This window comes from Pseudoalteromonas sp. SG43-6, assembly GCF_014164365.1.
GTDB lineage: Bacteria > Pseudomonadota > Gammaproteobacteria > Enterobacterales > Alteromonadaceae > Pseudoalteromonas > Pseudoalteromonas rhizosphaerae.
Map to the genome: position 1 here is coordinate 124,527 of NZ_JACJEZ010000002.1, position 19,723 is coordinate 144,249.

General features: G+C 41.9%; 14 protein-coding genes. 8 read left to right on the forward strand and 6 right to left on the reverse strand.

The window, feature by feature from the left end; translation table 11 throughout:
- Window positions 1-27: 27 nt before the first annotated feature.
- A complete protein-coding gene (locus tag H5201_RS01295; RefSeq protein WP_138554903.1) occupies window positions 28-675 on the forward strand; it encodes a DsbA family oxidoreductase in 648 nt (215 codons plus the stop codon).
- A gap of 191 nt (window positions 676-866) precedes the next feature.
- Window positions 867-2,279, forward strand: a complete 1,413-nt coding sequence (locus H5201_RS01300; protein ID WP_145234478.1) for a YfcC family protein — start codon at window positions 867-869, stop codon at window positions 2,277-2,279.
- A gap of 89 nt (window positions 2,280-2,368) precedes the next feature.
- Here H5201_RS01300 and ppiC read toward each other — a convergent pair whose 3' ends face one another.
- The 5 genes from ppiC to H5201_RS01325 all read right to left on the reverse strand — a co-directional run bounded on the left by ppiC (window position 2,369) and on the right by H5201_RS01325 (window position 8,242).
- On the reverse strand, window positions 2,369-2,647 hold the full coding sequence (gene ppiC / locus H5201_RS01305; RefSeq protein WP_145234480.1) for a peptidylprolyl isomerase PpiC: 279 nt from the start codon (window positions 2,645-2,647) through the stop codon (window positions 2,369-2,371).
- 62 nt (window positions 2,648-2,709) lie between these two features.
- The gene (locus tag H5201_RS01310) at window positions 2,710-3,621 is read right to left on the reverse strand and encodes a hypothetical protein (RefSeq protein WP_182717618.1); all 912 of its coding nucleotides are present in this window, start codon (window positions 3,619-3,621) and stop codon (window positions 2,710-2,712) included.
- 20 nt (window positions 3,622-3,641) lie between these two features.
- Window positions 3,642-4,067, reverse strand: coding sequence for a thiol-disulfide oxidoreductase DCC family protein (locus tag H5201_RS01315; RefSeq protein WP_145234484.1), 426 nt, complete (start codon window positions 4,065-4,067; stop codon window positions 3,642-3,644).
- Window positions 4,068-4,110: 43 nt separating this feature from the next.
- Window positions 4,111-6,483 (reverse strand): alpha-glucosidase, encoded by a 2,373-nt coding sequence (ygjK, locus tag H5201_RS01320; protein WP_182739489.1) that lies wholly within the window; start codon window positions 6,481-6,483, stop codon window positions 4,111-4,113.
- Entirely contained in the window at window positions 6,473-8,242 is a 1,770-nt protein-coding gene (locus H5201_RS01325; RefSeq protein WP_182783545.1) for an MFS transporter, read from the reverse strand. Before H5201_RS01325 ends, ygjK begins: the two co-directional genes overlap by 11 nt.
- Before the next feature lie 68 nt (window positions 8,243-8,310).
- On the opposite strand from H5201_RS01325, the gene H5201_RS01330 reads away from it, so the two are divergent.
- From H5201_RS01330 to H5201_RS01350, 5 genes are all read left to right on the forward strand, one after another.
- A complete protein-coding gene (locus H5201_RS01330; RefSeq protein WP_182783547.1) occupies window positions 8,311-10,812 on the forward strand; it encodes a hypothetical protein in 2,502 nt (833 codons plus the stop codon).
- 207 nt (window positions 10,813-11,019) lie between these two features.
- Window positions 11,020-11,832: a hypothetical protein gene (locus H5201_RS01335; protein WP_182717622.1), complete on the forward strand. Its 813-nt coding sequence runs from the start codon at window positions 11,020-11,022 to the stop codon at window positions 11,830-11,832.
- Complete coding sequence (locus tag H5201_RS01340) at window positions 11,833-12,873, forward strand: extracellular solute-binding protein (RefSeq protein ID WP_145234493.1); 1,041 nt, start codon at window positions 11,833-11,835, stop codon at window positions 12,871-12,873. It abuts the gene before it with no gap.
- Window positions 12,873-14,372, forward strand: a complete 1,500-nt coding sequence (locus H5201_RS01345; protein ID WP_149981801.1) for an iron ABC transporter permease — start codon at window positions 12,873-12,875, stop codon at window positions 14,370-14,372. Before H5201_RS01340 ends, H5201_RS01345 begins: the two co-directional genes overlap by 1 nt.
- Before the next feature lie 14 nt (window positions 14,373-14,386).
- The gene (locus tag H5201_RS01350; RefSeq protein WP_182760781.1) at window positions 14,387-15,403 is read left to right on the forward strand and encodes an ABC transporter ATP-binding protein; all 1,017 of its coding nucleotides are present in this window, start codon (window positions 14,387-14,389) and stop codon (window positions 15,401-15,403) included.
- Window positions 15,404-15,491: 88 nt separating this feature from the next.
- On the opposite strand, the gene H5201_RS01355 is transcribed toward H5201_RS01350, so the two are convergent.
- The gene (locus H5201_RS01355) at window positions 15,492-18,266 is read right to left on the reverse strand and encodes a collagenase (protein WP_182783549.1); all 2,775 of its coding nucleotides are present in this window, start codon (window positions 18,264-18,266) and stop codon (window positions 15,492-15,494) included.
- A 421-nt stretch (window positions 18,267-18,687) separates the two neighbouring features.
- Between H5201_RS01355 and H5201_RS01360 the strand changes: the two genes are divergently transcribed.
- Entirely contained in the window at window positions 18,688-19,719 is a 1,032-nt protein-coding gene (locus H5201_RS01360) for a LacI family DNA-binding transcriptional regulator (protein ID WP_149981804.1), read from the forward strand.
- The last annotated feature ends 4 nt before the right edge of the window (window positions 19,720-19,723 follow it).

The window sequence follows — 19,723 nt, forward strand, 5'->3', positions numbered from 1 at the left end:
TACACACTGTAAAAAATAGGCTCACTCATGAAAAAGCTAAAAATCGACATCGTTTCAGACGTAATGTGTCCTTGGTGCATTATTGGTTATAAAAACCTTGAAACAGCATTAGCGCAATTAAGTGACGAATTTTCAGCTGAGATCAGCTGGAAGCCATTTGAGTTAAACCCAGATATGCCAATTGAAGGGCAAGATTTAAATGAGCATTTACAACAAAAATATGGCCTGAGCGAGGAGCAAGGCGACGAAAACCGCAAACGTATTTTAGAGATGGGTGAAAAAGCAGGCTTTACCTTTAATTTTGACGGTAAACGCATCATGATCAATAGCTTTGACTTACATCGCTTACTCACTTGGGCTGCCACTGAAGGCAAACAAACCGAGCTAAAACTCGCTTTATTTAAAGCCCACTTTACCGATTTAATTTTCCTTAATGAGCAAGACAACCTACTTGATGTAGTACAAAGTGTTGGTCTTGATAGAGCCCGCGCAAAAGAAATTTTAGACTCAGGCGAGTATTTCCAAGAAGTACGCAGCGAGCAAAATGCGCTACAGCAAATGGGCATTTCCTCAGTGCCAACCTTTATCATTAACGATCAATACGCCCTCACTGGCGGCCAGCCAAGCGACGCATTTGTGCAAGCATTTAAACAAATCGCCGAGCAAGAAGCGTAATAAAATGACAAGCGACGCAATTTACCTGTTGCGTCGCTTTTTAACTAACTTTCTTCTTTAACTTAGTGCCCCCCGTTACATTCCTTTACAGACTGACGTTGCTATTTTTATTGTGATTTTATAACTCGTGTTATCCTTAACAAAAAACAGCGAGGCATATCTGCTGCGCCAATTATAAAAATGGAGAACGTATGAGTAATTCTTTCAAAGTACCGCATACTTTGATTTTACTGCTAGGTATGATGGTCACTGCGTTAGTTGCTACCTGGTTAGTACCACAAGGTTTTTTTGACACAACACTCACCGAGTCTGGTCGGGAAATGGTCCTTGCGGGCACCTATCATACGGTCGCTGAACGTCACTATCTTACCCCTTGGGATTTATTAACGGCGATTCCGCGCGCCTTTGCTGCGGCGCAAGATGTGATCTTTTTTGTCTTGATTGTTGGCGGTGTACTGGCCATTGCCCGTGCTACCGGCACGGTTGATGCGTTGATTGGCCGTTTACTTGAGCGCCATGGTAAAAAGCCGCAACGACTTATATTTATGGTGGTTTTTTGTTTTGCCTTAGCATCAAGCAGTATTGGTACAGCGGGTGAATATATTCCATTTGTATTAATATTAGTCGCTCTTTGTAAAGCTATGCGCCTTGATGCAATGACAGCAGTAGGGATGATTGTAGCCGGTTACGGGATTGGTTATGGCGTGTCTGCGTTTAACCCATTCACAGTGTTAATTGCCCAACAGATTGCTGAAATTCCTGTTTATTCTGGTTTATGGTTGCGCTTAGCGATATTTGTGCCCTTTGTACTAATTGGTTTTCATCATGTGTGGCAGTACACTAAAAAGGTGGCCGCCGATCCAAGTAAATCCATGATGCTTGATGTGCCTTGCCCTCTCAATGATCAAGCAACACCGCATTACCCTGAACTTGCACTGCGTCATAAATTAATTTTAGGTAGCTTTATTGTCACGCTAGGTGTTGCTGTATGGGGTATTGCAACCAAAGGCTGGTACTTATACGAATTAGGCGGCGTGTTTATCGCGTGGGGTGTGTTGATCGCTATTCTGGGCCGTTTATCTGCCGATGATGCTGCAAACCGCTTTATTGAAGGTGTTTCAGATCTCGTCACCACCGCTATTTTAATTGGTGTTGCCCGTGGTATTGCTTTAATCCTTGAAGATGGGCAAATATTGCATAGCTTAGTGCATGGCATGTCACTGCCATTATCTTATGTGAGTGCTGAAATATCAGCCATTGGCATGTTAGTAATTCAAACAGTGCTTAATACCTTTATTCCGTCAGGTTCTGGGCAAGCGTATGTCACTATGCCACTTATGGCACCACTGGGCGATTTAGTCGGCGTGCCACGCCAAGTTGCAGTGCTTGCGTATCAATTTGGTGATGGCTTTTCAAATATGATTATCCCTACCAATGCGGTATTAATGGGAATTTTAGGCATGGCGGGTGTCCCTTATGGGCATTGGTTCCGTTTTTGTTTACCACTATTACTTAAATTGATGTTAGCAGCATCGATTGTGCTCGTACTTGCAGTGATGTTTGGTTATGGTTTGGATGTACAACCAAGTGCCGTTGGCAGCTAAAGTTACTGGATACTTAAACGAAAAAACCACCTTTGTAGGTGGTTTTTTCGTTAAATCGAAGTCACTCGTTTTTCTAGCTAACTTTACTCTTACGTTCTATAAAGCACTTTTATCACATGCCAACCAAATTTAGTTTTTACTAAATGTGGTTCTAATATTTCTGCGCCAAAAGCCACTTTATCAAATTGCGGAACCATTTGGCCACGTTTAAATTCGCCTAAATCACCCCCTTTTTTACCCGATGGGCAAGAGGAATGTTTTTTAGCGAGCACATGGAACTTAGCGCCTTTTTTTAACTGCTGAATTATGTCTTCGGCAAGTTCTTTATGCTTAACTAAAATGTGTAATGCGTGTGCGGTGCTAGCCATGATCTATCTCTACAAAATTAAACTGAGGGGATTTTATCATAATAGATAAAAACTAGTCATTATCACTGGCCATAATAGCCAATTAAACGAATCGCGAATCCTACTTCGTCGCGATAATTGAGTTCTTCTCGGTATTCTATAAACGGCTCTAATTCATAAAACAGCCAACTGTATTTTACTTGCTGCCGGTAACGGTACGATACTGTATAGATAGTAAAGTCATCAAAACTATTCTGTACATTGGCACCAAACACTGCGGCTCGCTGCGCATCGGGTATATAACTTAAATAAACACCTGAGCGCATTTCGCTATCTATTTCGTCATCAATTTCACGGTAATTAGCAGAGACATTCAGCGAATAAAACTCATTGATCTTAGTATCACTGGAGAGCTTAATAAAGTAACCAAAGCCATCAGAGAAGTAATACTCTAAGCCGGCAGATGCAAAGTACTGCGTTTGATTAAATGTTTTATTCCAACGAAGTGCACTGCGTCCATAAAGTTGGCTACGTGATATGCCAACACGATTATCAACCTCTAAGTTAGCGGTACGCTCAACTAAAAATTGCAGCGCAGCATTTATGTCTTCAGTACCATTGTTTTGATTAGCTGGGGAGTCGGTTTCAAAAGGCAACCGGCTAAATTCGTCAGCGTCATTATCTATTATTAGATTTAAGCGGTTTTCCCAGCTAGGTAAGCTTAATGATACTTTAAAGCGTACTTCTGTTTCAGCTAGATCAGCACTGCGGGGAAGCCAGCCTAACCGCAAAAAACCTCTCGCATGGGCTTTGTTTGGGTTAACCTCTTCACCGAGTAAATCGTCTAACCACTGGGCGGTATTTTGCATCCGCAGATTAATTCTGTCGCGAACATCTACCACGATTGCAGAGTCATCATGGGTGTCATTTTGAGCATATAGTCCAGCACTAAACACTAAAAACAGTATATTAAGTTTAACCAAATAACCTGCCAACAGTCCGCCTTGTAAAGAAATTATAAGTAGTGGTGATCATACTCATGACTTGGGATCACGCAATAATTATATTTTCCAAATAAGCGATACCGGTTAAGTGCAATGGCATCATACCCCCAGTTGCGTATCCGTTTCGGTATTATTCGTAATATGTTAGCTAAGGGCCATGGCCAACCCAACTGTGAAACAACATTAATCACACCATCACTTTTGGTAACACACTGATTATTTTCAACATAGATCATGGTTTTAAAATTAGCTGTTGGGTAACCAAAGTGCGTGAGGATTGCTTGGCCTTTTAAAGACTGCACACTGCATAATTTAAAACACAGCTTTTTATCGTGCTTAATAATAAAATTACACCATGCATTACAAAGCTTACACTGCCCGTCAAAGAGTATTATTTTATTGTTTTGCATAAGCTGTTGAGCATTTATTTCACACATACTTAGCCTTTAATTGAACGTTTATATCAATATTTATTTAGCCCTACTCACACCAACGTCCTTGTTTTTGCATTATCAACAATAAATGCGCGGCACTCCACGAGAAATTAGGCGCGCCTTGTTGTTCGCCCGTCAAAGGATTGTAATTTTCGCGAATAGGAGCACTGGCCAATAAGCCATCAGCATGAGTAAGTAGTTGCTCACTGAGTTGCTGCGCCTTTTCACAATAACCGTAATGACTCATACCCACCAAACCAAAATACAGCTGATCAAGCCATACTCGACCTCGCCAATAGATATCTGCACCAAAAGCAGGGTTGCTCAAAGCCGCGCTGCCAAGTGGTACGTAGGTATTGAACTCTTTTTCATCAAGCATTACATCAACCACTTGCTGCGCTTGTTCAACCGTGGCTACTTGATTAAATAGCGGCGACCAGCCTTCAGGGCCTTTACCGCGCTTAACTAACGGCTTGCCTGCACAGCCACTTGCTAACGGTTGTGGTGCTATTTCAATGTCATAATAATAGCCAGTTGTTCTATCGAACATACATCGATTTATATACGCTCTTAGTTTGGTTGCTTGTTTTAAAAAATAACTCGCTTGGCGAGGATAATTCAGCTCTTTAGCAATTTTACTTAAATAGCGATTATCCGCTGCCATGTATGATGCCTGATCGACTGATTCTTGCAGTAATGAGTAGCCAATCAAACGCCCCGCTTTATCAAAATTTTCGGCAAAACCTACGTGCCAATCAGTGGCTTTACCGCCATTTTTTATATACTTCGCGAGTTGTTCACTGCTAATGAAACCAAACACCGCTGCATCATCTCGGCCCGACTCCCACGATGCCGCTGTTTGCGCAGGGATCTTTATCTGTTTTTGTGGATGGGCGATAAGCTGATCCTTATAATTTTCAAGACCACTTTGCGCAGCCCAACCCGTTGCTGTTTGCACCTCAAAGCGTAATTTACCGTCATCCGTTGTATGGGCCTTATCAACTGTTGCGCCATACTCTGGCACACCATTGCCATTGTGATCTCGATTAGTTAGCCACCAGTTTCTATAGCTGACCAACTTTGGGAATATTTCCGCAAGCCACTGCTTATCATTTGTGTACTCATAAACTTGCCACACAGCCCAAGCGGCTAAACTGGGTTTAGTATTACGTTCGTTCCAGTTAGTCCCATCACCACCCCGTTCAGGGCTTAAATTATAAGCCACTAAATCAGGAATAAACCCTACATCCCACGGTCTTACAGCATCATTTGCTGTTATTTGGTGCTCAAATACCGCATTGAGATTTTGCTTTGCGAGTACTGGGTGAAAAGTCGCCAGGGCAAAAGCGTGCTTATAACTATCCCACGGCCAAGTCTGATTACCGGAAAACCAGCGTCCCGTCACGGCAGGACTTACGGTATCAAAGCCAACAGCACCGGCTTTAGAACGCCAATTACCAATCAAGGTTTCAATACTTTTGACGGCTAACTTTTTATGCCTTTCATCGGCACTGGCTAACGGGCGCAGCGCACTATTAATATACCCTTGCCAACGCGTGGCACTGCGGGCTAAATACAGCTCGGGCTGGTTTAAAACATCTTTTATAATAGCCTGCTCGTTTGCCGCTTCTTGGCTATTTAATAAGTACGAATAAGTTGTGTAAAACGTGGTATCGCTATCAATTGTTGTGTCACTTGCATAGCTTAATGCTTCATGAGTGGTGTTGACTGATAGCGTTTTATGCAATTGTAACTGCGAGCTGCCAGAAGTTAGTAACTGGCCATGTGCACGCACTTTGCCAAACTTTAGCGTGATAGTATTATCACTCACTTGCCATTGAGGTAACAGTTGCGGGTATACTTCAAAAGGTGAACGCGCATCTTTTGCGATACCGTCTTGAGCTGTTAACTTACTCACTAACCGCCCTTCCCAGCGCAAAATGAGTGGTTTTTTGGTTGTGATCTGTGTTTTAACTAACGAAGTACGATTACTTACAAAACGTAACTCCATGCGAATACTTACGCCATCACCCGTTAATTCTTGCACTAAAGCACCCGGCAAGCTGTAACTATTCATGGCGAGTTTAACTTTATGACTTTGGTCTTTATAGACGCTGAGCTTTTCTAAATAAGGGGCGATAAAATTAAGGTATTCTTCGCTAATAATTGCAGGCCCGGTAAAGCTTCCGATATTGTCATCGCTTGGCAGTAAATGACCATGCCATGCACCTAAGTCAAATAATGGACTAAAGCGTTGATGCTCGCCTCTAGCAAAGTCTTGCATATAATATGGACTTCCCGTGCGATCAATTAAATTTTTATAATGACTATTTTCACCGCTCACTGGGTCATTTGCTGTGGCTTGTAAGCTCAACATCAGCATGGCAGCTATTAAAATAAGTCGCTGTTTAAGTTTCACTGTGGGTATCCTTATTATTTCGCGCTAGAAGGTAAAAACCAAAGCCAGTGAAAAGCGCGATCATTGCAAATAATAGCCACATGAGTGCCGGACGTTGCAGCTCTTTCACTAAGTAACCATAGCTCCAACCTGATAAAAAACCAGCAAATAAAAAACCCAGTGCCATAGATACAAAATAATAACCCATAAACATTGCAGCGCTATCTTTAGGGGCAATACTGGCAACATATTCTTGGCTTTTTGGCGAGGTGAGCATTTCACCCAAGGCAATCAATAAAATAACCGTGATCATGACCGCTCCGCCCAGTTGCGTCATTAATAAACCCGCGCTCATTAGCAATAACACTAAAAAAGCACCCGCAGTAACAATCAAACCACTGATCAAAACCGATATCACCTTAAATCTTTGGCATTTTACACTAACGATTATTTGTAATAATACTATGGCCGCAAAGTCTAAATTAATCAGGTACTCGGGATTAACTTGTCGGTAAACCAGCCATTGCTGGGCAAGTTGTTTACTTTGTTGCAGGGTAAAGTCGCTAGTCGCTATTTGCTCAATAAAAAGCGCTATTTCGCTCACTGGCACGTTTACTTTTAAATGCACTAATTCAAGGCGTATTGCTTCAAGCTCAGTGCTCGCTAAAGGTGATGAAGATGCATAATTGACTGATAGAAGCTGAATTTTTTCACTCAATGCTCCACTATCAACAAACGCAAAAAAATCCACTGTTGATTGACCAAAGCAACTGAGTAAAACAACTAAGTCTTGAGTGTTTGTATAATCGCGTATAAACAACGGTAAAGTGTAAAATAGCTGATTATACACAGTCCAAAACCCTGTCAATATGGCTAAGTACAAGGCAAAATTACGGTTACTTACCCGCACCGGCTGTAAGTGCCAGTTATGGCTTTGCTTAGTACTGACACTTTTATCCCACAACCAGTTTGTCCCTAACCATAGAGCAATTAATACAAAAGCTTGCGTATAACTGAGCCAACTCACGCCTGCGGTCATTAGAATAATCACACAAGTAAATAACAACAGTGCAAAGCGGCTGTTGCCTAATACTTGTTGAGCTTGTTGTAATACCTGCTTAAGGCTGGTATTTGCTTGCGAAGATGGGGTTGTTTCGCGATAAAATAGCAGCGGAATAAAGTTAAGCAAAATCCACACGGCCGACATTACAAATACCGCATCCCAGCTGATCGCACGCATATAACCGGCGACTAATGGGCCAATAAAGCCGCCCAAATTAACCATAGTGTAAAAAATACCAAACCCTAGGCCACGGTTAGTATCATTCGTGCTGCGACTTATAGTACCAACCACCACAGGTTTAAAACACGCCGCACCAAATGCCACCAACATTAAAATCATAAAGAACGAATTAAAGTCAGTTACTTGGCCTAAAAAGTAGTAACCTGGCGCCATAATTATAAAGGAAATTATAAACAGCCTTTTATAACCATACCGATCAGCCAGCGCGCCTGTTAACACCGGTAATAAATATAAAAAGAAAGGAATAATACCTTGCACAGCACCACGCTGTGCATCATTAAAGCCCACCCCACCTTGTTCAACTGGGGTAGTCATATAGACAGATGAAACCGCAAAAAAGCCATACCAAGCTAAGCGCTCAAAAATTTCCATGGTGTTTGCAATATAAAATGCCACACCAAAGCCTTTATTAGCTGGGGTTTGCTTACTCTGCTTTGCTGCTGAGTTGGTTGTTATTGGTATTTGATTATTATTCATAGTTTACTTTCACAATTAAACACAGTATTTTATATTGCATACAATATACACATAAAACAACTATAATTATGAAAAAACTCTCACTCACTTTGTTATTACTGTTACTTGCCGCGTGTCAAAAAGAGCCGCAAGCCGATACTGCGCAGACCGTACAACCACAAACAACAACGTCAAGTGCTATGGAAACTGATCCACAACAGATGCAAGTAGACCTATCAGTACAAGGTTACACCAGTACGTTACACAAAATGGACATTGCATTCTTAGGGAAAACCATCCCCTATACATATAGCGATGGCAAAATTGGTAATAGCCGAGGATATGATTGGTGGGTAAGTAAACACTTTGCACTGAAGAGTGATTTACCAAAAGAAAAAGTAACGCTGTATTTAGCGCTTTTAGAAATGGCTTATCCACACTATGTTGCACTATTCGGTATGGAGCCACCTAATATTGAACGCCAGCGTATCGCTGTAGTGTATGGTAGCAGCCGCGATAGAGTGCGCGAGGCCATGCTTGATGACGGTTTTTTAAGAGGCGTACATAAAACCGCAGGCGGCGAAACTATGTTTTATAACCGCGCAGGATATAACTTCCCAAGCCATCGTGAGCATCACCAACGCTATATTGTCATTCACGAAACCATGCATGCTTTTCACATGGCTTTAAACGGTCATTCAACCTGGGCGCCTAATTGGATCACCGAAGGCTTAGCCGACTCGGTCGCTCACCATGTTTACGATGCCAAGCAAAAACAACTGACTGTGATGGTGTTTGATCGTGCCCCTATGAATTATATTGAGACCGGTTTAAAGCAATATTACAGTGCTGATAAACCCACTCTTGAGCAAATAAACGATGATCCTGCACTTAAACGCGGCCTTAATTTTTTTATCATTCATTACCTTTTAAGCTCTCCAGAACGCGCACAATATTTTGCATATTTTGTGCAGCAACTTAGGCTTGCCAACCCACACAGTGACGCCACGCTCAGCACAGCCAATTCACTCCTTAAACACACTTTTAAAGATTGGCAGGCAATAGAGCAAGGCTTTGCTGACTTTGTGCAAAATATAAAACCCAGTTTTCATATTGTATCAGGCCCGTGGGAGCAAAATGGTAATGCTTATTGGCTACGAAATACAGATTCAAATACCTTATCTCGATTGGATATAAACCCCGCTCTCACTACTGATGTATCGCACCCAGTGATGGACTTTCCCGCACCACAAGTAAATGCGTTAATCGATCTGACAAATAAGCACCAAGTGGCTGCTTTAATTGAATTTGAACCGGCACAATTACAGCGCGGTGAAATAGGCATTGCCATGCAAGGCAAGCGCAGCGAGCAAAACCAACAATACCGCACTACGTTTATTGGTAATGAGCAAGCGAATGACGACCAATTACTAAAACTATTAACAGTAGATGCTGAGCGGTTAATAATAACCGCACGTAATTTCAAGGATTTTCAGCCTGTGCAAATCGCACTTAGTCCTGAGTTAAAAGCCGCTTTAGCTCAACACGCAACACTTGGTTTAAACCTTACATTAGGGAGCAGCCAACTAACGGTGGGCTTAAAAGCGGATAACGGGACGAATATCATTGGGCAAACATTTACCCTTGCTTTATCGACTAAAATAACAGCCGCACTCGATACACAAAAAATCAGCTTATTAAGTAAAAATAACAATCACCAGATCACACCTTACTTATTTGCAACGCCAGCTGGCGATGCTAAATATTTAAATTTAGCAGCACAAAACCAAACACAGCTTACTGATCCGTGGCTATTTACAGGTTATAAATTATTAAATCGAGTGTTTAGAACCTGCCAACAACATCAGCGCAAACTGGTTAATTGCGATGTCGAGCTGAGTAAGTTAATGGCAAAATTACCTCAGCCGAGCAACCATACAGCCATAAATGCTGAACTTGCAGTTATATTTAACCGCTATAAAACCCTATTAGGTAATAGTGGTTTTAGCGCACTCAGTGGTATTAATTCTGGTGTTTACTATCACCACAACAAAGCCTTTTTACGCGTCGAAAACCCTACCGATTTTGAGCTGCAATTGGCCGCCCAAGTTAGCTTTGCAACTGCAGGTAAGGTGCTTAACAAGCACCATCTCCGTCAGCTCTTAAAACCCGGTATCCACAACATTCACTTACCAGCGTCAACACAAGCTCAAACAATTGTTGTCGAACAAGATCTTAATTGGCAAGGATTAAATAAAACCCGTGAAATTAGTGCTGCTAATGTCCCTTTCAACGGAGTTGGGATGACACTCACTCAGACTAAAAATAACGCGGGTGATTGGCTATTTACCGCGACCCTATCAGGCCCTTATTCAGGTGCGACAACGGGGCAAATAACACTGACAGCTACGCCCTTTATACAGCTTGAAAGTGTAATGACACAAAAACACCCTGTGGAGATTGCGCCTTATGCAGTACAAAACTATCAATTTAAATTCACAGCGAGTAGCGAACCGATGTTGATCACCGTCACTGCGTTATTAGATGTCGATGGGGAGGAGATCCGACTTATCAAACGGATAAACTTATAATTTAGTTAGCAGCTAAGAAATAACCTCTTAGCTGCTTTGCTTTAGCCACAACTCAACGACCCGTTGGCACGTCCCTAATATCGCCAAATGCTTTATAAATAAAGACAAAATAGAATTTAGTCCGTAAAATTAGTATCCTTGATTTTAGTCATGGTTACATATATGATAATGCCTATCATTTACAATCATCTTTTCGGATCCACTTTCATGAAAGCATTATTTAAATCAGCAACAACCTTAGGTGTGAGCCTTCTTTTAGTATCAGCATTTGTTGCGCAACCTGCATTTGCTAATGGCCCTATTGGCGAACATGTAAATCACTTACAAGCAAATATCAAAGATTACTCAGAAGAAGTTGAATGGATGATCGGCAAAGTCGATACCATGGTAAGCGACTATGAAAGCAAAGGCGTAAAAGCAGTAAAAAGCGATGACCTAATCGAGTATTGGGAATCAGTGAAGTTTCACAGCGCGATTGAAACAAATTTTGTGCCGGTATATGCGTCAATCTGGCAAGGTATTTATGGCGTAAAAATGGCCATTGATAATAACAAGCCGGCGACTGAAGCTCGTAAAGAACAACAAGCGATGAATGCTGCCTTGTGGCAAGGTCTTGGCGCAGTTAAACTAGCGGCGCAATTTCAACAAAAAGGTTTGCTTGCAAACGTTAAAGCAACTGCAACCACAAGCATGACTCAAAGTGCTACAATCGATGAAATTAAACATAAACTTGATCGTGTCATTGCCAAATATGCAGAGCGTTTAAGTGATGAAGCAACCAGCATTGTGCACGATACTTACCTTCACCTATTTGAAGGTGTTGAAGGCACACTTATCGAACAAGATGCCAAACTTGTTGAAATATTAGAAAAAGATTTTAACGTGACACTGCCAAAAGCAATTTCAGATAACAAAAGTGTTGATGAAGTACGCGATGTGGTAAGTAGCATGCACACTAAATTAGACCGCGCCAAGGTATTACTCGAAAAAGCCGAAAAAGCACGTAAGGATGTATTTTAAGTGAAGCGTAGGACCTTTATACAAGGCCTAGCTGCGTTTGGGGCAATCGGTGCATTACCATTGCCTCTTTCTCGCGCACTAGCTGCCAACATAGCAAACCCAGTTTCTGTTGATGACTTACCTAAACTTGAAGGTGAGCTGACCTTATACCTAGGTCGTGGTGAAGGTGGTTTGTATGAAAATGTGCTACAAGCAATTCAAGACAGAAACCCCAACTTTAAACTAGGCATTCGTCGTGGTCCTACAGCAGCTTTAGCCAATACCATTGTTGCTGAAGCAAAAGCAGGGGTGCGTAGAGCCGATTTGTTTTGGGCTGTTGATTCTGGCGCTATTGGCTTGGTTTCAGATGCCGGCCTTGCACAACCTATTCCGAGTGATTTATCAGCGCAGTTGCAACCACAGTTTCGCTATAAAGATTGGGCCCCTGTCACCGGTCGTGTGCGCACCATACCCTATAACACTTCGCGTTTGACCAAAGAGCAAATTCCAACCAGTATTATGGACATTGCTGATAGTGACTTAAGCATTGGCTGGGCACCTGCGTATGCATCGTTTCAATCATTTGTAACGGCAATGCGTATTCTCGAAGGTGACGATAAAACAGCGAAATGGCTGAAAAAGATTAAGAAGCGTGCTAAAACCTATGCCGGTGAGTTGGGTGTAGTAATGGCCGTTGAACGTGGTGAAGTGGATATTGGTTTTGCTAATCACTATTACACCTTACGTTTAAAATCAGGCAAACCAGATGCCAAACTTGATTTAGCATTTACCCAACAAGATGCAGGCTGTTTAGTCAATGCATCAGGTATTTTGGCATTGAACGACGACCCTCTTGCCACTCACTTTATGCGCTATTTATTAAGCATCGAAGTGCAAGGTTACTTGGCTCGTGAAGCCTATGAAATTCCGCTGGTAAATGGTGTCCCTCTACCTGAAGGGTTACCATCTTTAGCCAATATTTCACCACCCAAAGTGGACTTAACACAGTTAGCTGATCTTCGGCCAACCATAGCTTTGATGCGAAATAGCGGCGTACTGTAATGCGACTACCAGCTTCTTACCCAATGGCGCTGCTTGCAGCGCTTATTGTTTTATCTCCTATCTTTATTTTAATAACGCTGGCCACTGATGCCAGCTCTTTGTTTGATAATCATAATTTAAGTATTCTCGGCAATACTTTGTCCTTGATGGTATTAACGGTCATTGGTTCTATTTTAATCGGAGTACCGTTAGCATTTATCAGCGCTTATGTGCGCTTACCGTTTAAAAAAGTATGGTTGGTGTTTTTTGCCGCGCCTCTAGCCATTCCCAGTTACATTGGTGCATTTACGCTTTATGCGGCTTTTGGCTCCGGCGGAGAGATACATAATCTACTTGGTATTGAACTGCCATCGATGGATGGACTCAGCGGCGCAGCTATTGTCATGACTCTTTACACATTTCCATTTGTAATGATGACTACCCGCTCATCTTTACTTAGTCTTGATGCAAGCATGGTTAATGCGGCCCGCACCTTAGGTATGTCGATGACCGAAAGTGTATTTAAAGTCATTTTACCCCGTGTAGTAAATGGCATTGCCGCAGGTTCGTTATTGGTTGCACTGTATACTTTGTCTGACTTTGGCACACCTGCAATGATGCGCCTTGATACCTTTACCCGGGTTATTTATGTCGAGTACAATGCGTTTGAGTTAAGTCGTGCAGCAATGTTATCGTTACAGTTGTTGGTGATTGTGGGCTTTTTACTGTTGATTGAGTCACAAATTAAAACGGCTAGCGAACGCCATGGCCGGCCATTAATTTTGTTTCCTAGTAAGTTGCAACTAGCGGCTATGTTTGCCACTTTTGCGCCTATTTTATTATTAGCCATTGGCTTACCTCTGGCGATATTTTCGCTGTGGTTAGCACGTGATGGCTTTAGCTCATTTGATTTTAGCATCGCGTGGAATTCAGCGTATGCCTCAGCCATTGCTGCAGTGGTTGCGGTGATTGTAGCTATCCCTGTTGCCCATGCTGCACTTAGCGGTAAAGCGGGTCGTATCATGGAGCGTGTTACTTACTTTGGTTTTGGTATTCCAGGTATTGTAATGGGCACAGCGCTAGTTTACGGTGGTTTGCAATTGCCGTTTTTATATCAAACATTAGGGCTGTTGATCATTGCCTATATGCTGCGTTTTTTACCCTTAGCGGTAGGCTCTGTGCGCACTAGCACTGAGCACCTTGATCCAAGTTTAGTTAAATCTGCGCGGGTCTTAGGCGCCAGTCCGCGCGAAGCATTTACCCGCATAACTTTACCACTAACAATGCGTGGGATCATAGCCGGTGCCGCTTTAGTATTTTTAGAATCCATGCGTGAATTAGAAGCAACCTTATTACTTGGCCCAACTGGCTTTGAAACACTATCGACTTATTTATGGCGTGTTTATGAGGCGGGCTATTTTGGTCGTGCTGCTATTCCTGGGTTATTGTTAGTACTGATTTCTGCGTGCGGTTTAGCTATTATGATGTCTGGCGAAAAACGTAACCAACTCGAACATTGAGGATTTAAATACAAATGCTATCTGTAAGCCAGTTGTCTATAGATTATGGCAGTAACCGTGTAGTAAGCGACCTAAATTTGTTGCTTGGTGAAAGTGAAATTCTCATGCTAGTAGGCCCTACGGGCTGTGGTAAAAGCACAATTTTACAAGCGCTCGCCGGACTAATTCCTATTAGCGAAGGTGAAATTAACTTAGGTAAATGGCAGGCTACCCCTAAATTGACTGTGCCACCTGAGAAACGCAGCGTAGGTATGGTATTTCAAGACTTTGCGTTATTCCCTCATTTAACCGTTGAGCAAAACATTGGCTTTCGTTTAAAAGATACCGCCGTTGCTGATCATTGGATAGCCCTACTGGGTCTTGATGACTTTCGTCATAAAAAGCCAGCCACCCTTTCAGGCGGTCAAAAACAACGAGTTGCACTAGCACGTACCCTTGCCCACCAACCTGACTTTGTGTTACTTGATGAGCCGCTTTCAAACCTTGATGCGGCACTAAAAGATATGCTGCGCTGGGATATCCGAAATGCCCTGAAAAAAGCTGGCGTGCCTGCAATTTGGGTGACTCATGATCAAGAAGAAGCTTTATCAATAGGCGATCGTGTGGGTGTGCTCAAGGCCGGAAAAATCCAGCAACTTGATACTCCTGAGCGTTGTTTTAGTGTGCCCAACAATCGCTTTGTTGCACGTTTTTTAGGTGAAGCAAGTTTCATTAACGGTTTTTTTGAGAATAATCAAGCAACTACAGCCATCGGCAATGTGCCCGCTCAGGGCGTAGATTGCCAACAAGGTGAGGTGGATGTCCTACTTCGCCCCGACGATGTAATGCTAGTACAAGGTGAGATCGGCAACAACGGTGTGGTCGTATGGGTACGCTTTGAAGGAGGGAGTCGTTTATGTGCAGTAGAGCTTGCCTGTAAAACAGTGGTTACTAGCCGCGTAAGCCACGAAGTCGTTGTATACCCTGGCGATAGCGTGCACGTATCGTTAAGTACTTCGCATCCACTCGCGGTGTATAAACGAGCAATCTAAACTCACTTTAACGCTTAAGTTACAACACTAAAAAAGCCCATATAGATGGGCTTTGCTGTAGGTGCTTTACTTTTTTAATATGATAATTTTAACGACACCCTTGGCTATTAAAATCAACCACTAGACTTGCACCAGTACTATTGCCCGACACCTTTAAATAACCCCAATATTGGCTTTGATCACTAATATAAATACATTCGCTATTGCCGCTATTACTGGACTGAGCCTGTTCATTACTGCCATTTGGCCAGCTGCTGTTTGAATAACTTAGGCTGATGTCGCCACTGCCATTAGCGGTAGTTATCGCCACACCACTTTGACTTTGTACGTCAGCAATACTAAACCACATAGGATCGCTGTTACCCAAACAAATCACTTCACCGTCATTTAAACGGCCATTGCTACGACTACCTTGGGTAGCACATGCATCAGGTACACTACTACTTACTCCTGTGTATGAAGCGGTTAATTTCACATTATCAAACATGTTATAGCCACGAATCATTACTTGATAAACACCTGCTTGCGCAGGATTTATTACACATTGTTCACTATTACCACCGACATAAGGACGACAATCATAACTATCCATTGTTGGTGTAGCAGCATAACTCACATATAAATCAGCATCGCCCGTGCCACCACTTAAGTTAAACACTAAGTCGCTGGCACCTTGCGGTACATCAAAGCTGAAATACAACAGCTCATCTTGCTCGCCAGCAATAGTCATTGGTTGAGCGTTTATCAACTCGCCGTTACCAACGCTGCTATCCTCTTCAATACTAGCCAATGTTGATGCGGTTTGGCTGGCACCTTGGTTATCAACAACCGTTAACGATACGCTATATTGTCCTGATGTTGTATAAGTATGCACCGGGTTTGCTTGATTAGAACTACTGCCATCACCAAAGCTCCACTGATAACTAACAATTGAGCCGTCACTGTCAATACTGCCATTGCTCGTAAAATTGATCTCATTGTTTTGCATACCGGCATAAGGTCCATTGATGTATGCGATTGGTGGCGTATTAGTGGTTGTACCTGCAACTAAGTCATCACACCATTGTACAAACTCGTTTTCATAATTATTTGCCCACTGCACAGTTTTCGCTTTATAAGCACTCCAATTACCAATGCGTGTATCTGCAAGCATGGCATTAATTTCACTGTAATGGCGTTCGAACATAAAGCGCACAGCTAAGTAACCCCAGCGATAAATACGGTCTTGATCAAAACCGTCATAGTTAGTGGCAAATACTTGCGCTAAGGTATAACGCGAACCATCACTGATGGTATTTTTAGCGGCGTCATTATTATCAAGATTAGCAACATATTCTGCAACGCCTTCTGACCACCACACAATATCTTCAGTTGGTGAATTAAAGTTTCCATATAAGTCAAAACGACCATCTAAGTAATGCACATATTCATGCTCTAGATTCCACACGTAATGCTCAGCATTGGCGTAGCTCGCCTCATAGGCAATAAAATTTGCTTGATTACCCACAACTGCGGGGTCACCTTCTAAATACATGCCGCCATTATTGGTGTTAATGCCAAAAATCGCACCTGCGTATTTACTATAATCATCGCTGCTATCAAATATATTTACTTGTAAAAAACTATTGTTATCATCGGCAACTGGGGCGTTATTGGTGGCAAGTTTAGTGTGAAATAAACCTTCTTCTGCGCCCATTGCAGCACATGCAGCTGTATGTTGTGCTGCAGTCATATTTTGTGAGCGAATTTTAATAGTGCTACTACAGCTATAATTTTGCGAAAGCGCTTGCTGAGTAAGTTCATCAACAAAGCCACAAATACCATAGTCATTACAATCAGCGTAATAACTGACAGAATCTGCCGCCGCAAGCCATACTGCATCACCATAGCCAAAGCTGTTATAAGTACTAAAAACCGCTTTTAAGCCAGTATCAACAGTAGCTTGAATAGCAGTGTCGGAATATTGCTTAAGGCGCGCAAGCTCACTGGCTGCATTAACAATTAAATATTGTGCGTCAGAGTCAATCATCCACTGCTTTTGGGTAAATGCATTCAGCTTAGTAACTAAATCAGTATCGCTAGCTACAGCTGTAACAAATGCATCATTCCACTGGCCGCGATAAAGCAAAGTAAAAATACCATTCACCGCACTGCGTATATTCCATTTTGCAGCATAGCTTTCGTTAAAACGCGTTAGCCACTGTTTCACCACATACAAGTAACGATGTTGCTGTTCAGCGCTGTCCATCGTAATGATCACTTCAGAAAGCGTTTTACCGTGGCCGTCATTATCGTCATAAAAATGGCTGTTGTTTACAAAAGCATCTATCGCATCAATTACGGCAGGCGTAACCCAAGAGCTAAAGCTCACGTTGTCGTTGTAAAATTCCGCATAAAAACCAGCTCGTAAATATAGGAACAATGCCTCGAGTTCAATGTCACCACCGCCAGCATAAGTCTGTGAGAGTGACTTTGCATGATTAGCAACCGCATACATATTATCAGAACTAAATACTAGGCTCTGAGTTGATGCTGATGCACTAAATAGTTCATTAACACAGCCACTACCTTGATTTTTAAGCTCAGTAATAATGCTCGTTGAACTAGCATTAGCCAGTGCATTTAAATCGCAGCTGACTGTGGCCGCTTGGCTACGCATCATTAACATACTAAATTTTTGGGGTTGTGATTGCAGCTGTGCTATTGGTGCTTTTTCATTATGGCCGTGTTCAACGCCATGATGATGCACACGTTCAACAATCGCAGCTTGTGGCTTGAATACGCGCTGATGGGTCGTATTAGCAAGCGCCATAGAGCTTGCCCCTAGTAACGGTAACGCCAAAATCAATCTATTCATTTTCATAATTTACCTTTGATAAATTTTATTATTTCAATCCAGAACGGGTTATCGAGGACGCAATTTGCAACATATAATCGCCATTACATACAATATACTTTGCCTAAAACTAAAAAACTTAATTCATTAGTTGTAGCAAAATAGAAAACACCAGTACTTTACCATCAAAAAGGGTACATATGTAAAGATATAAATGATAAGGCGACTTTGTGAAAAATCACCCAAACAGTAACGTGTGAGTTAGTAAGCTAGCAGATATAAAAAAGCCAGTACTTTATTATTAATAACAACCACTTTCTAGTTCATTCTTGTTCCTAATACCTAATTACGTAACTTGCTATACACGCTACAATATAATTAACACTTTGATTTAGCGTGAAATATGGTAATTTATTAGTGAATCGCGTTCACTATCATGAGAAGTCGTATGACCCAAAAAAAACATTGGACATTAAAAAGCATCGCCAAAGAATTAGGCGTTTCTAACGCCACCGTTTCAAATGCATTTAATCGTCCAGATCAACTATCAAAAAGTCGTCGCGAGTCTATTTTATTGGCGTGTAAAGAGCTTGGCTATTTTGGCCCCAATAAAGCAGCGCAGTCATTACGCCGTGGTAAATTTAATATTGTTGCGCTGGTATTACCTGACAGTATTGAGTATATGGTGTCGGATCCTGTGGCCAGTAGTTTTATGCGTGGTGTGGCTTCTATCCTTGAAAAAAACAATATTAACTTATTATTATTTTCGGGAAATAGTCAAAACCTTAACAGCGTATTAGATTTTGTTGATGGCTTTATTTGTTATGGTCGTCCGCGCAATCAATCACTTGTAGATCAATTAAAAATTGTACCCAAACATGTGGTTACCGTTGATTTTGATATTGATCGTAATGCCTCAGTAAACATAGATAACGAACAAGCTAGTTATGAAGTGGCCAAACACGTATTAAAAAGCAGTGCTGATCAGGTCGCTATATTGGGACTGCGGTTATTAGATGAAAATGTATTGTGTCGTGTATATGAGCACCATGAATGCGAAGCCGGTCAATCAATTGCACATCAAAGATTACGAGGTTATCAAAAAGCATTAAGCGAAGTTAACATTACCTTAGGTGACGATAGAACTTGGAATATTCCAGAAAGTAGCGAACGTTATGCAAGCATCGCAGCAAAAGAAGCGCTCAACTGCATACCTAGACCCAATGTATTACTTTGTATGAGTGATCTTATTGCCCTCGCGGCAATTCGCGAAGCAGTTAAAATAGGTATAAAAATACCCCAAGAATTGCGAATTGTTGGATTTGATGGCATTGATGAAGCGCAGCGCTCTATGCCAACATTAACAACTATTCATCAAAATAGTGAAGAAAAAGGAGCATTAGCAGCTAATTTATTTATTAGCAAAAAAGAGCAAAAAGCACTTATCAACTACCAATTACAGTTAGGTCATAGTGGCTGATAAG

Excerpts from the sequence above, each read along its gene's own strand:
- H5201_RS01345 (WP_149981801.1), top strand. The coding sequence starts at position 12,873 with ATGCGACTACCAGCTTCTTACCCAATGGCGCTGCTTGCAGCGCTTATT.
- H5201_RS01355 (WP_182783549.1), bottom strand. The coding sequence starts at position 18,266 with ATGAAAATGAATAGATTGATTTTGGCGTTACCGTTACTAGGGGCAAGC.
- H5201_RS01350 (WP_182760781.1), top strand. The coding sequence starts at position 14,387 with ATGCTATCTGTAAGCCAGTTGTCTATAGATTATGGCAGTAACCGTGTA.
- H5201_RS01300 (WP_145234478.1), top strand. The coding sequence starts at position 867 with ATGAGTAATTCTTTCAAAGTACCGCATACTTTGATTTTACTGCTAGGT.
- H5201_RS01330 (WP_182783547.1), top strand. The coding sequence starts at position 8,311 with ATGAAAAAACTCTCACTCACTTTGTTATTACTGTTACTTGCCGCGTGT.
- ppiC (WP_145234480.1), bottom strand. The coding sequence starts at position 2,647 with ATGGCTAGCACCGCACACGCATTACACATTTTAGTTAAGCATAAAGAA.
- H5201_RS01325 (WP_182783545.1), bottom strand. The coding sequence starts at position 8,242 with ATGAATAATAATCAAATACCAATAACAACCAACTCAGCAGCAAAGCAG.
- H5201_RS01315 (WP_145234484.1), bottom strand. The coding sequence starts at position 4,067 with ATGTGTGAAATAAATGCTCAACAGCTTATGCAAAACAATAAAATAATA.
- H5201_RS01335 (WP_182717622.1), top strand. The coding sequence starts at position 11,020 with ATGAAAGCATTATTTAAATCAGCAACAACCTTAGGTGTGAGCCTTCTT.
- H5201_RS01360 (WP_149981804.1), top strand. The coding sequence starts at position 18,688 with ATGACCCAAAAAAAACATTGGACATTAAAAAGCATCGCCAAAGAATTA.
- H5201_RS01295 (WP_138554903.1), top strand. The coding sequence starts at position 28 with ATGAAAAAGCTAAAAATCGACATCGTTTCAGACGTAATGTGTCCTTGG.